13 protein-coding genes are annotated in these 13,265 nt (G+C 64.3%); 4 read left to right on the plus strand and 9 right to left on the minus strand.

Features of this window, described 5'->3' with window-relative positions; genetic code table 11:
* Positions 1-176 precede the first annotated feature (176 nt).
* Positions 177-506: an iron donor protein CyaY gene (gene cyaY, locus MA09_RS06125; RefSeq protein ID WP_036246256.1), complete on the minus strand. Its 330-nt coding sequence runs from the start codon at positions 504-506 to the stop codon at positions 177-179.
* Between the two features lie 41 nt (positions 507-547).
* On the opposite strand from cyaY, the gene MA09_RS24475 reads away from it, so the two are divergent.
* Both MA09_RS24475 and lysA read left to right on the plus strand, forming a co-directional pair.
* Complete coding sequence (locus tag MA09_RS24475; protein ID WP_229440575.1) at positions 548-742, plus strand: lipoprotein; 195 nt, start codon at positions 548-550, stop codon at positions 740-742.
* An 11-nt stretch (positions 743-753) separates the two neighbouring features.
* The gene (gene lysA, locus MA09_RS06130; protein ID WP_036246257.1) at positions 754-2,028 is read left to right on the plus strand and encodes a diaminopimelate decarboxylase; all 1,275 of its coding nucleotides are present in this window, start codon (positions 754-756) and stop codon (positions 2,026-2,028) included.
* 101 nt (positions 2,029-2,129) lie between these two features.
* Here the strand turns inward: lysA and MA09_RS06135 are convergent, their stop codons facing one another.
* From MA09_RS06135 to MA09_RS06160, 6 genes are all read right to left on the minus strand, one after another.
* Positions 2,130-2,756, minus strand: a complete 627-nt coding sequence (locus MA09_RS06135; RefSeq protein ID WP_036246259.1) for a sulfite oxidase heme-binding subunit YedZ — start codon at positions 2,754-2,756, stop codon at positions 2,130-2,132.
* Positions 2,757-2,758: 2 nt separating this feature from the next.
* Complete coding sequence (gene msrP / locus MA09_RS06140; protein WP_036246260.1) at positions 2,759-3,724, minus strand: protein-methionine-sulfoxide reductase catalytic subunit MsrP; 966 nt, start codon at positions 3,722-3,724, stop codon at positions 2,759-2,761.
* Between the two features lie 98 nt (positions 3,725-3,822).
* A complete protein-coding gene (locus MA09_RS06145; RefSeq protein ID WP_036246261.1) occupies positions 3,823-4,098 on the minus strand; it encodes a hypothetical protein in 276 nt (91 codons plus the stop codon).
* Positions 4,099-4,109: 11 nt separating this feature from the next.
* A complete protein-coding gene (gene ccsB / locus MA09_RS06150) occupies positions 4,110-5,276 on the minus strand; it encodes a c-type cytochrome biogenesis protein CcsB (protein WP_036246262.1) in 1,167 nt (388 codons plus the stop codon).
* A gap of 23 nt (positions 5,277-5,299) precedes the next feature.
* Positions 5,300-7,396, minus strand: a complete 2,097-nt coding sequence (locus tag MA09_RS06155; RefSeq protein WP_036246264.1) for a cytochrome c biogenesis protein ResB — start codon at positions 7,394-7,396, stop codon at positions 5,300-5,302.
* A gap of 139 nt (positions 7,397-7,535) precedes the next feature.
* Entirely contained in the window at positions 7,536-8,198 is a 663-nt protein-coding gene (locus MA09_RS06160; protein WP_036246265.1) for a cytochrome c, read from the minus strand.
* A gap of 255 nt (positions 8,199-8,453) precedes the next feature.
* On the opposite strand from MA09_RS06160, the gene yihA reads away from it, so the two are divergent.
* Both yihA and hemB read left to right on the plus strand, forming a co-directional pair.
* Complete coding sequence (gene yihA / locus MA09_RS06165) at positions 8,454-9,161, plus strand: ribosome biogenesis GTP-binding protein YihA/YsxC (protein ID WP_036246266.1); 708 nt, start codon at positions 8,454-8,456, stop codon at positions 9,159-9,161.
* Between the two features lie 29 nt (positions 9,162-9,190).
* Positions 9,191-10,204 (plus strand): porphobilinogen synthase, encoded by a 1,014-nt coding sequence (gene hemB, locus MA09_RS06170; RefSeq protein ID WP_036246267.1) that lies wholly within the window; start codon positions 9,191-9,193, stop codon positions 10,202-10,204.
* A 77-nt stretch (positions 10,205-10,281) separates the two neighbouring features.
* Here hemB and MA09_RS06175 read toward each other — a convergent pair whose 3' ends face one another.
* Together MA09_RS06175 and MA09_RS06180 are read right to left on the minus strand one after the other, a co-directional pair.
* On the minus strand, positions 10,282-12,000 hold the full coding sequence (locus MA09_RS06175; RefSeq protein ID WP_036246268.1) for a tyrosinase family protein: 1,719 nt from the start codon (positions 11,998-12,000) through the stop codon (positions 10,282-10,284).
* A gap of 289 nt (positions 12,001-12,289) precedes the next feature.
* Positions 12,290-13,201, minus strand: a complete 912-nt coding sequence (locus MA09_RS06180) for a hypothetical protein (protein WP_036246270.1) — start codon at positions 13,199-13,201, stop codon at positions 12,290-12,292.
* Between the last annotated feature and the right edge of the window lie 64 nt (positions 13,202-13,265).

Genomic DNA, 13,265 nt, shown 5'->3' on the forward strand with positions numbered 1-13,265 from the left:
AAAATGGCGACCCTCGGGTCGCCATTCTTATAGGGCGGGCAGGTTTCCCGCCCACACGGTGATAGTGTGCGATCGAAAAACCGCACGCGATGATCTTGCTGCTGGTTGAGCGCGCGGGCGTTTGTCATTCCGGGCTTGCCGAAGTTACCCCGCCCACCCTACCGAGAAGCGGTGATTTACCCCATCGAGACCGGCGCCCCGCCCTGCTCCGTCACATACTGCGACAGCGACGCAAACAGCTCGGTATCGTCGCGGGTATTGCGCCACTGGTCGCCGACGCGCTTGTAGTGGTAGCCGCCCGAGCGCGCCGCCACCCACATTTCCTGCAGCGGGGCCTGGCTGTTGATGATGATCTTCGACGCGTTGGACAGGAATTCGACTTCGAGCACGTTGCCGCTGCGCTTGCACTCGACGTCGACCACGTCGTCGTCGTTCAGCTTGTCGAGGCAGGCCTCGATTCGGTCCAGGGTGCTTTCGGCCAGCGCCAAAAATTCGGTTTCGGTCATGCTACACTCCAAAGTTCGCTAATCAAACCCTCATTCTAATCGTGAACTCCACCATCGCACGTCTTTCCGGTGCCGGCCTCGTAGCCGCCGCCCTGGTTGGCTGCGGCCAGACGGGTCCGCTCTACATGCCGAACCCGCCGGCCAAGCCCTCCCCCGCGGCCACCGCCGCGGCCAATCCGCAGCCCGCCCAGCCTGTTCCGTCGAATAACGCCTCCACCCCGGCCCCAACCAAGTAAAAGCACTCTTCATGTCGCACTTCCAGTACCAGAACGGCGTCCTGCACGCCGACAGCGTTGCCCTGCCCGCCATCGCCGAACAGTTCGGCACGCCGACCTATGTCTATTCCAAATCGGCGCTGCTGGAGAATTTCAGCGCCTATGCCGACGCTTGCCGCGGCCGCGACGCACTGGTGTGCTACGCGATGAAAGCCAACTCCAACCTGGCCATCCTCGACCTGCTGGCGCGCGAAGGCGCCGGCTTCGACATCGTCTCGGGCGGCGAGCTGCTGCGCGTGATCGCCGCCGGCGGCGACCCGGGCAAGACCATCTTCTCGGGCGTCGGCAAGACCGTCGAAGAGATGCGCCTCGCCTTGGAGAAGGGCATCCTGTGCTTCAACGTCGAATCGATCCCCGAACTGCACCGTCTCAACGACGTGGCCGGCAGCATGGGCAAGCGCGCGCCGGTGTCGCTGCGCGTGAACCCGAACGTGGACGCCAAGACCCATCCCTACATCGCCACGGGGCTGAAGGCCAACAAGTTCGGCGTGGCGTTCGATGACGCGCTCGCCACCTACCGCACCGCGGCCAGCCTGCCGCACCTGGACGTGGTCGGCATCGACTGCCACATCGGTTCGCAGCTGCTGGACGATGCGCCGCTGCTGGAAGCGCTGGACAAGCTGATCGAGCTGATCGACACCCTGGCCGGCGAGGGCATCGTGCTGCACCACCTCGACATCGGCGGCGGCCTGGGCGTGAACTACGGCGCCGAAGGCGACAAGCCGCCGGTCCCGGTGGGCGACTACCTGGGCCGCCTGTTCGCCCGCATCGACGCCTGGCGCGCCGAGAAGTACGAGGGCAAGCCGGTCAAGGTGATCTTCGAACCCGGCCGCTCGATCGTGGCCGACACCGGCGTACTGCTGACGAAAATCGAATTCCTGAAGCCGGGCGTGGAAAAGAACTTCGCCATCGTCGACGCGGCCATGAACGACCTGATGCGCCCGACCCTGTACCAGGCCTGGATGGGCGTGCAGCCGGTGACGCCGCGCGAAGGCGCCAAGCTGGCCTATGACGTGGTGGGCCCGGTGTGCGAATCGGGCGACTGGCTGGCGCGCGAGCGCGACCTGGCCGTCGAGCCGGGCGACCTGCTGGCGATCATGACCGCCGGCGCCTACGGCATGACGATGGCCTCGAACTACAATACCCGCGGCCGCGCGGCCGAGGTGATCGTCGACGGCGACAGGGTGCACGTGATCCGGCAGCGCGAGAATCCGGCCGATTTGTTTGCGCTGGAATCGATGCTGTAGGGTGGGCGGATCTCCCGCCCACGCGGTGGTAGTTATCGAATGAAGTGCCGCAGTGGCAGATCTTGCCGGGTTTGACCGCGTGGGCGGCGAAGCCGCCCACCCTACGATACCGCGACCTTTTGCGATTTCCTGGCCGCGCTCCAGTACACCCGCAATCCCAACAGCGCCGCCACGACCAGGCCGAAAATGATCGGCTCCTGGAAGTCGTTCTTCCCCGCCTTCATCCACCAGAAATGCAGGATGCCCAGCGGCGCGACCACGTAGATCAAGCGGTGCAGCCACTGCCAGCGCTTGGCCCCGAGGCGCCTGATCATCGCATTGGTACTGGTCGCCGCCAACGGAATGAGCAGCACGAAGGCGATGAAGCCGACCGTGATGAAGGGTCGTTTCACGACATCCTTCAGCATTTCCGCGATGTCGAAGAAATGGTCGAACCAGAAGAAGCAGGTGAAGTGCAGCAGCGCGTAGAAGAAGGCGAACAGTCCCAGCATGCGCCGCAGCTTCGCGATCCAGTTCCAACCGGTGAGGCGGCGCAGCGGCGTGAGCGCCAGGGCGATGCACAGGAAGTACAGGGTCCAGTCGCCGGTGCCGCGCGTGAGGAACTCGAGCGGCTCGACCGGCACGCCCTGAAACACCAGCCAGGCCATGCGCAGGAAAGGCAGCAGCGCCAGCACGAAGACGACCGCCTTGATCGTGCCGACCTGTTTGCTGGAGGGGTTAAAGCTCATCGTCAGTAGAACTTCTTCAGGTCCATGCCGCTGTACAGCGACGCAACCTGGTCGTAGCCGTTGAACATCAGCGTCTTGCGCTTGCGCTGGAAGAAGCCGTCCTCGCCGATGCGGCGCTCGGTGGCCTGCGACCAGCGCGGGTGATCCACGTTCGGGTTGACGTTCGAATAGAAGCCGTATTCGCTGGGCGCCGAATCGTTCCAGGCGGTGCGCGGCTGCCGGCTCACCAGACGGATCCGGACGATCGACTTGGCCGACTTGAAGCCGTACTTCCAGGGCACCACCAGGCGCACCGGCGCGCCGTTCTGGTTCGGCAGCACCTGGCCGTACATGCCCACGGTGAGCAGCGTGAGCGGATGCATGGCCTCGTCCATGCGCAGGCCCTCCACGTAGGGCCAGTCGAGCACGCCGCTGCGCAGGCCCGGCATCTGCCTGCGGTCGGCCAGGGTGGTGAACTCGACGAATTTCGCATTGCCGGTCGGCTCGACCTGCTTGAGCAGGTTGGACAGCGAATAGCCGACCCAGGGGATCACCATCGACCAGCCCTCGACGCAGCGCAGGCGGTAGATGCGTTCTTCCAGCGGCGCCAGCTTCATGATGCGGTCGATATCCAGCGTGACGGGCTTCTTCACCTCGCCCTCGATCGTGACAAGCCACGGCCGGGTGCGCAGGGTGTGTGCGTTCTCGACCGGGTCGCCCTTGTCGGTCCCGAATTCGTAGAAATTGTTGTAGGAGCTGGCGTCCTTGAACGCGGTCTGCTTTTCCTGCGTCGACAGCGCGGCGTTCGGCGTCGCGGCGAGTTTCGCTCCTTGCGCGAAGGCTTCGCGGTTGGCCATCTCCCAGATGCCGGTTCCCACCGCGGCGGTGGCGGCAATGCGGGCGATGAACTGACGCCGGCCTTCGTAGACCTCGCGCGGCGTGATTTCGGACGGAAGGATGATCCGGTCCCGGCTGGATTTGATGAGCATGTGGCCCCCGCTGGCTGAATACATGTCAGCTTACACGGATTGGCTTAAATGAAGGTTAGCCCACTTATTTTGCTCAGCTTAATCTGGACAAATGCTGTTCAGTCGGCAGCGTCGCCGTTCGCGTCACGCCCGGCCCTATTCGGCCGCAATGCCGTGAACAGGAAGCACAGGCCGAATGCCCCTATCCCGCCGCCGTAGGCCAGCTTGCCGGCATCTTCCCCCAGCAACGAAAACACTGCATTCAAGCCGCATTCCCGGGGGCGGCACATGCTCATCAGAGATTGAGAGGACAGCATGACGGAAACGCCGGCCAGGGCGACGCAGATCCCGATGATTGCGCCGCCAAGCCGGAACAGGATCTCGCCCGTACGCATGCCGGGCAGGATTACAGCTCGCCGTAGGAATGCAGCCCCGACAGGAACATGTTCACGCCCAGGAAGGCGAAGGTCGTCACCAGGAGGCCCACCACCGCCCACCATGCCGCCACGCGGCCGCGCAGGCCCGACATGAGGCGCATGTGCAGCCAGGCCGCGTAGTTGAGCCAGACGATCAGGGCCCAGGTTTCCTTCGGGTCCCAGGACCAGTAGCCGCCCCAGGCTTCGGCCGCCCACAGGGCGCCGAGGATGGTGGCGACCGTGAAGAAGGCGAAGCCGACCGAGATCGACTTGTACATCACGTCGTCCAACACATCGAGCGAAGGCAGGCGGTCGGCCAGGATGCCATGGGATTTCAGCAGGTAGGCGCAGCCGACCATCGCGGCCAGCGCGAAGGTGCCGTAGCCGATGAAGTTGGCCGGCACGTGGATCTTCATCCACCAGCTCTGCAGCGCCGGCACCAGTGGCTGGATCTGGGCGGCGTCGCGCGACACCGTGTACCACAGCAGGAAGGCGACTGCGGCCGAGATGATGAGCAGCACGAAGGGGCCGAGCTGGCGGGTGGCATAACGCCCCTCGTAATACAGGTAGAACATCGCGGTGATGATGGCGAACAGGATGAAGACTTCGTACAGGTTCGACACCGGGATATGGCCCACGTCCGGGCCCATCAGGTAGGACTCGTACCAGCGCACCATCATGCCGACCGACCCCAGCACCACGCCGGCCCAGCACAGCTTGCTGCCGACCGAGCCGCCGAATTCCGAGCGGCTGAACAGTCCCAGCCAGTAGAACACGGTCGAGAACACGAACAGCGCGCTCATCCACAGGATGGCGGACTGGCTCGACAGCATGTATTTCAGGAAGAATTTCTGGTCGGCCGCACCGATGGCGCCCCCGTACAGCGAAATCGCCCACAGCGACAGCGCACCCACCAGCGGCAGCAGCCAGCGCATCGGCTTCCAGTACCAGCCCAGCAGGGCGAAGGTGGGCGCGCTCAGGACGAGGATCACCTTCTCGTAGATGTCCATGTGGTGCGCGTAGCGGTTCAGCGCGAAGAGCGCGGCCGCCAACAGGGCGGCGCCGTACAGCCAATCGATCGCGTTCAGGCTGCGGAAGAAGCCCGGCTGCTGGACATAGGCCCCAGGTTTGCCGGTTTGGGCTTGCGACAGTTCCATCGTACTCTCCTGTTGCCGCGGCATCATGCCGGCTGCGGCAGTTTTGCTTTCAAATCGTCGAATTCACGCTCGAAGTCGAGCGTCTTGCGCTGGGTGCTCATGGCCATCAGCGCATGGGCGCCGCCGTCCTGGTCGCGTACCCATACCCACATGCGCCGTTCACGAATATAAAACATTGCGAACACGCCGGCTACCAGCAGCAGGCAGCCGAAGTAGACGATGTTCTTGCCCGGCGAACGGGTCAGTTGCAGCACCGAAGCTTTTACTTCGGTGAACTCTTCCAGCTGCAGGTAGACCGGGGCGCCGTAGAACACGCTGTCCGACAGCGCGTTGGTGGCCAGCTGCAGGTAGCGGCCGTTGGCCTCGGTCGGCTCGATCGGCGGCAGGCCGGCGCGCGCGTTGGCGGCCTGCCACAACTCCCACAGGGCGCCGTTGAGCATCTTCATGAAGATGTTGGCTGCCTTTTCCTGCTCGGCCGGCGGGATCTTCTCGAGGAATTGCGACACGCCGATGAAGCCGCCGCGGCCGCCGTCCTCGCCGGCAAAGATGGCCAGGGTACGTGCAGCGGACTCCTCCAGTTGGCCCGTGAGGCCGCCCTGGGCCCGCTGTTCCGGCGCCAGCGCACGCGCCGCGTAACGCTTCGCGGCATCGAGGCGCAGGACCGGGTCGGCCAGCGCCGCACGCAGGCGCATCCAGGTGCGCACGCTGTACTCGGCGTCCGCCGGGATGCGCAGGAAGCTGAAGTTCTCCGACGGGTTGCTGCGCACGCCAGCCAGGTAGACCTGGGCGCCGTCGAGCGTCAGCGGCTGCATGTAGTTCATGAACTCGCGTGCCTGGCCGGTCTTGTCGCGCAGCTTGTATTGCACGCTCGGGCCGACGTTCTTCAGGTCCTTGGCCGTATCGTTCCTGGCTGCCGAGCCGGACGCCTTGCCAAGGGTGGCGCTGAGCTGTTCGTTGAACGAGACGTTCTTGGCGACGGCACGGGCATCCTGGTTGGCTGCGATGTTCTCGACGTTGAAGGGACGGAAGCCCGACCACTCCACCGACCAGGTCTCGTTGCCCTGCTTCAGCTCGGTGGCCGAGCCGACCGTGCCTTCGATCTGGAAGGGCTTGTCGCCCGTGCCGCTCATCGGGAAGCCGGTGAGCTTGAGCTTGCTACCGCCGTCGTCGAAGCTCGATTGGTAGACGGCGATGCCCTTGTAGATCAGCGGGTGGTTGACCTTGATCGTGGCCGGGAAGGTCTTGCCGGTTTCATGGTCGCGTACCGTGACATCGCTGGCGAACAGCTTGGGCATGCCGGTCGAATAGAAATCGATATGGAATTTATCGAGCCTGATCGAGAACGGCAGTTCCTGCACCAGCACGCCTGAGGCTTGCGGCAGCAGCGCCGTATCGCTGGTCTGGCCTTCGGCGATCAAGGTATTGCCGCGGAAGGTCGGGTTCGAGATGCCGAGGCGATGCTGGGCCGGGATGTCGGCAATCACGCCACTGCCCCCGAAGGGCGTCTTGCCGAGGAACCACTGCTGGAACTTGACCGGCAGTTCCGAGTCGAGCATGCCGCCCAGCAGGATCACGATGATGGCCGTGTGCGCGAAGATGTAGCCGAACTTGTTGCCGGCGCCCTTCTTCGCAGCCACCAGCATGCCGTCCTCCTTGTCGACCATCTTGACCGCATAGCCGGCGTGGCGCAGGCGTTCGGCGGTCTGGGCAGCGAGAAGGGTACGGGCCACCGGCGCGGTCCATTCGACCTTGTGGTGGAAGTTGCGCAGGGATTCCTCGCGGACATGCTCGCGCCAGCTGCGCATGTCGCGCACCATCTTCGGCGTATTGCGCACCACGCACAGGGCGGTGGAAACGATCAGGGCGACCAGGATCAGCAGGAACCACCAGCTCGTGTACACGTTGTACAGGCCGAGCTTGGCGAACACCTCGAACCAGAAGGGCCCGAACTGGTTCACGTAGTTCGGCATCGGCTCGTTCTGCTTGAGGACGGTGCCGACGACCGAGGCGATCGAGACAATGGTCAGCAGGCTGATGGCGAAGCGCATCGACGACACCAGCTCGACCGCTTCGGCAAACCCGCGGCGGCGGGTGTTCAGTTCAATTCCGGTGGTACTCATGTTCTATTTTCTACAGCGCCCAGGAAACCGGGCAAACCTGCCGAGCATACAGCAAAAAGGGCAGCCAGCTCGACGCCGCCGCCCTTCTTTTTTGGCGTATTGAACGACGCGCAGGTGCGCGTTCGTTGGCTTGCGCTGCTTATTTCAGGCCCGCGATATAGTCGGAGACAGCCTTCATTTCTTCCGCCGACATGCGCTGTGCGAGCGTGGTCATCTGGATGCTGTTCTTGCGGGCGCCGTTCTTGAATGCGTCCAGCTGGGCGTAGGTGTAGTCCTGGTGCTGGCCCGACAGGCGCGGGTACTGGGCCGGGATGCCGCTGCCGGTGGCGCCGTGGCAGCTGGCGCAGGCGGCGACGCCCTTCTCGGCGATGCCGCCGCGGTAGATCTTGCGCCCCAGCTCGACGGTGTCCTTGTTCTTGGCGGCACCCGGCTTGACCTGCTGGGTAGCGAGGTAGGCGGCGATGTGGCGCTTCTCGTCCTCGGTCAGCATCTTCGAGTACGGCGTCATGATCGGGTTCTGGCGGTTCGGGGTGGTGAAATCGACCAGCTGCTTGTGGGTATAGGCTTCGATCTGGCCCGCCAGCTTCGGGTTGGCGACGATGGTCGAGTTGCCGGCGGCGCCGTGGCAGGACATGCAGGCCGGCAGGCCGCGCGCGGCATCGCCCGAATCGTAGAGGGTTCCGCCTTTGGCCGGGTCGGCTTTCGGGGCGGCGCGTGGTGCTTCGGCCGCTGTCACGCCAGCGGAGACAGCCAGGGTTGCAACCAACAAGGACTTCAAAAGCGGAAACGTCAAACGATTCATACAAGCACCCTGAAAAAGTCAACAACAGATTTTGGAATTAACAGTGCAGCGGCCTTACTGGCGCCCCCTCAAGAGCGTCTAACAAAACCTTCAGGACAAGGCGCGCCGCCGGAGACAGTACGCCTGTACGGCGAGACGGGCAACGCAGTCGTGGAGGTTTTGTTGGACGCGCTAAGCGGAACATCAATTAACCCCTTATTGTACAATAGCTTTGTTTCCCCATCGCCATTTCGTTGTCATTTACACCTTCCCCTTATGTCCAAACTTTGGCAGGCCCGGTTCTTCACGACCGTTAACCAGTTGCGCGATCTCCCGGGCACGCAGGTTCCCGAAATCGCCTTCGCCGGGCGCTCGAACGCAGGCAAATCCACGGCGATCAACATCCTTACCAACCAGAAGGGCCTGGCCTTCGCGTCCAAGACGCCCGGCCGCACCCAGCACATCAATTATTTCTCGATCGGCGGCGCCCACGTGGCCCAGCACCGCAAGGACCCGACCATCGTCGAAGAGATTCGTGCCCTGCTGGTCGACCTGCCGGGCTATGGTTACGCCGAAGTGTCGGGCACGGCCAAGCTGCACTGGCAGAAGCTGCTGGGCGACTACGTCCAGCGCCGCGAACAGCTGGCCGCGCTGGTCCTCATCATGGATTCGCGCCGTCCCTTCACCGACCTGGACGTGCAGATGCTGGAATGGTTCGCCCCCACCGGCAAGCCGATCCACTGCATCCTGACCAAGGCCGACAAGCTCAACCAGAACGAAAAGACCAACGCCCTGCGCCAGGCGCGGCAAATCCTCGACAGCTACGTGGACGAGGAAGGCGAAGGCTTTCCCTTCACGGTGCAGCTGTTCTCGGCGCTCAAGCGCATCGGCATCGAGGAAGCGGACGCCAAGATCCTCGAGCTGCTGGGACTGGACGACGACGAAGCCGACGATGCCGCCTCGGAAGCCGACGACGCACAGTAATCCATTCTAGGACTCATTGGGGCCACTTTATGACCATCATCGTTCCTGCCACCTACCCAGCTGCCCGCATGCGCCGCATGCGCCGCGACCCGTTCTCGCGCGACCTGATGCGCGAAAACGTCGTCACCAGCGCAGACCTGATCTACCCCGTCTTCATCCTCGACGGCGAGAACCAGCGCCAGCAGGTGGCCTCGATGCCGGGCGTGGAGCGGGTGTCGGTGGACCTGCTCTTGGCGGTGGCCGAGGAATGCGTGGCGCTGGGCATCCCGATGCTGGCGCTGTTCCCGGTGGTCGATGCCTCGCTCAAGACCTATGACGGCGTCGAAGCGACCAATCCGGAAGGCCTGGTGCCGCGCGCCGTGCGCGCGCTGAAGCGCCAGTTCCCGGAACTGGGCATCATGACCGACGTGGCCCTCGATCCCTATACCACCCACGGCCAGGACGGCCTGCCGGACGAGAACGGCTACATCGTCAACGAAAAGACCATCGAGATGCTGATTCGCCAGTCGCTGGCCCAGGCCGAGGCCGGCGTGGACGTGGTGGCGCCGTCGGACATGATGGACGGCAGGATCGGCGCCATCCGCAACGCCCTGGAAGCGAATGGCCACATCCATACCCGCATCATGGCCTACTCGGCCAAGTATGCATCGAGCTTCTATGGTCCCTTCCGCGACGCGGTCGGCTCGGCGGCCAACCTGGGCAAGGCGGACAAGAACACCTACCAGATGGACCCGGGCAACAGCGACGAGGCGCTGCGCGAAGTGGCGCTCGACCTGGCCGAAGGCGCCGACATGGTGATGGTCAAGCCGGGCATGCCCTACCTGGACGTGGTGCGCCGCGTGAAGGACGAATTCAAGGTGCCGACCTTCGCCTACCAGGTCAGCGGCGAGTACGCGATGCTGAAGGCGGCGGCGCAGAACGGCTGGCTGGACCATGACAAGGTCATGATGGAGTCGATGATGGCCTTCAAGCGGGCCGGCGCCGACGGCGTGCTGACCTACTTTGCGCTGGAAGTGGCGCGCAAGCTGAAGGCGCAGGGCTGAGCCCCGGCCCTCTCGTCAGAAAACCGCGCCGGGTGTGAACCGAGCGCGGTTTTTTTTGGCTTGCCGCCGGAGCGCTCTCAATATGCCTGGACGCTCACCGCAAGCAGCTCGACCGGCTCGCCATGGGCCGTATCGTGATGATGATGGTCATGGCCATGCTCGTGGCAATCCGGCCCGCACATCGGCACGATGCGCAGATGGATGCTGCCGTCCGCCGGCAGCGAGTGCGCCGTGCTGTGCTGGCGCAGCTTGTCACTCAGGGGCAAGGTATAGGTCAGTGCGCCGTGTGCGCCGCGATGGCCGAACATCATGATGGTCGCCAGGTAATAGGGGCTGGATGCGTCCACGTGCAACAGGTCTTCCGGCCCGTTGAGGATCACCATGTAGGCGTCGTGGGACATCTCGGGGAAGTTCAGGGTGACGTTGGCGACCAGAACCTGGCCACTCGTCTTGACCGCATCGACCAGGGTGCCGGGCAGGTTCACTTTCGCGTTGGCCGGTTGCGTGCGGTTCACCCGCCGCCGGAGCACGGTGCCCTCGATCACCTGCCCGCGCTTCGGCTTCCCGCGCGGGACGGGAACAGCGGACGGCACCGCGTCGTCGCCGGAACCTTGCTCGTAGCCGTAGTCGAACGCACTCATCGAGGCGTAGTCGTCGGTCCGGGTTTTGGTCACGGGCTTGCCTTCCTTGTCGACGAAGAACAGGAAGGTTTGGCGCGCCCAGCGGTAGTAATCGGTCGCGCGTTCCGCTGCTGACTTCTGTGCGTCAGGCAGGTCGGTGCGCAGCTCGACGCCGGCCGGCAGGTAGGGCAGTCCCAGTTTCATCTGGCGACGGGTCCAGACCTCCCACAGCCGGTCGACATTGCCGTGGTGGAGGAAGAAGATCGGATCGACCGGGGACAGCATGTCGGCCATGAAGCCGCGCGTCTCGACGAAATTGCAGTCGCGCGAACCGACGCAGCGGTGGACCGAATTGTGGGGCCGGGCTTCCAGGATGCCGAAACCGGCCGAGGTGCTGTGGTTCGAAGTCTTCGCACTGGCGAAGGTGATGAAATCCGGCGCCGCCAACGCGGCCTGGATGGTAGCCGGGGAGCAGGCGTCGGCGGTGGCCAGCGAGAATCCGGGCTGCTCGCGCCGGATGCCGCGTGCGCCCGGCTGGTTGAAGAACATGCCGCCGCGCGGATCGGTCACCATGTCGTACATCAGGTCCTGCTCGAAGCGGATGCGGCGTGTCAGCAGTTGGCTGAGCTGCGAACGGGGGTTGAAGCCACCGCCTGGCAGCGACCAGTAGCCGGCGCCTTCGATCACACCAGTCAGGACGCGCTGGAAATCCTGGGCGGTTGCCGTATAGGCCGGGTGGTTGGGGTCGAGCACGTCGTCGAACATGCCGTCCGGGACTTTCTGCTCCGCGGTCCAGTCCCAGTACGGCAGGGCGAATTGCGGGTCGCCGCTCAGCTCGCGGCAGATCTGCTCGAACCAGCCGAGGTAGGCACGGTGCCAGGGCAGGAACCACCAGTTGCCATGCGGGCAGTCCAGTGTATGGATGATGGCCTGGCGGTACCAGTTGCGCGGATCCTCGGGCGGCAGGGCCAGCATGGCGCGCACCGCCTTGGCATAGCTTTTCAGCATGCGCGCACCATGCGGTCCCGACGCATTGTAGCGGCGGAAGCGCGGGGCTGGCGTATTGGCGCGGGCCAGGCCGCCGAGGGGCAGCATGGTGGTGCAGAGGGCGAGGCTGGCCGCTTTCAGTGTGGCGCGGCGCGACTGGTCGCACACCTCGTATGGCTTGTCGATCATGACGTGCTCTCCGGTAAAGTGTGAACGGTGCCCGCAGGCAGTTGCCGGGGCACGGTTGCGCCTATCTCGATTGGTAGGCGTAGACGTAGCCTAAACGCTCGGGTTCGCTTGCAATTTGGACAAGCACAACAATGCTGAGCGCCCGGCTATTGCGCCAGGTTGAACGCGTTTCTTGAGTGCAGCTATGCGGAGAGAAGCCAGCCTGTCTGCAAGGCAGGCCAGGTTTGCCAAGAGAAATGCTGATTGTGGATGCGGCGGACGCCGCACCTTGGAGGCTTGCTGGAGGGCGCTAGCGCCACTGCGGCGGCGGCTTGTACTCCGGGAACATTTCCTTGAACAGGAAAGTCATCAGCTGGTCCGTATCCTGCGGCCGCGCGCTCAGCTTGACGATGCGCCCCAGCCGGTGCGAATCCCATTCGAAGTCGCCGGTCTTTTCGCGGCGGATCAGCTCGATCATCTTCTTGACCACCGCGATCTCGATGTCCGGCTCGTTGCCCTGCTCCACCGTCACCTGCGTCAGCCAGCGGCGCTGGAAGTTCGGGTTCCAGCCACGGAACTTCAGGTCCATGCTGTGGAAGGTCTTGTTCGACACCGAGAACACGCCGCCGGACTCGTTGCGGTCTTCGCGGCCGCGGCCGTTGATGGCGGCGATGTTGGCCAGCGCATTGCGCATGCCCTTGGCGGATTCGCTTTCCTCGGCGGCCGGCTGCTCGCTGCCCGTGGCCGCGCCGCGCTGGCGGCGCCGGGCTTCGATGAAGGCCTGCATGTCGACCGGCTTTTCCTGGTCAAACTTCTGCGGCGGCTTGGTTTCCTTGACCGGCGCTTCCGGCGGAGTAGTGATCGTGTCCGGCAGGCGGGCGATCTCGATGCGCTCCTGTTGCGGCACCGGAATCGAAGGCATCGGCAGCGGCTTGGGCGCCTGCTCGCGCACGGCTTCCGTCGGCTTTTGTTTCATCGGTGCGACGTAGACCACTTCGCCCTCGTCGCCCGAGGCCGGCTTGGCCTGCTTGGCGTCCTTGTCGGGATTGAACAGCCAGATCAGGACCAGCAGCAGGTGCAGCAGGATCGTGCCGACCAGCGCCGGACGGTTCGGTCCCTGGCGGCCGTACGTGAGCACGGGGCGGCCCTGCATCGGCAGCGGCTGGCCGCAATGTGTGCAGATGTCGCTGTGCTCGTCGTAGATGTGGGAATGGTCACGCAAGGTCGAACGGTTCCTGATCGGCGTCTATCAATACTGCGAGAGCCCGCAGTCTAACCGTTTTGCA

Origin of the sequence: Massilia sp. BSC265, assembly GCF_000740675.1 — a bacterium.
GTDB lineage: Bacteria > Pseudomonadota > Gammaproteobacteria > Burkholderiales > Burkholderiaceae_D > Telluria.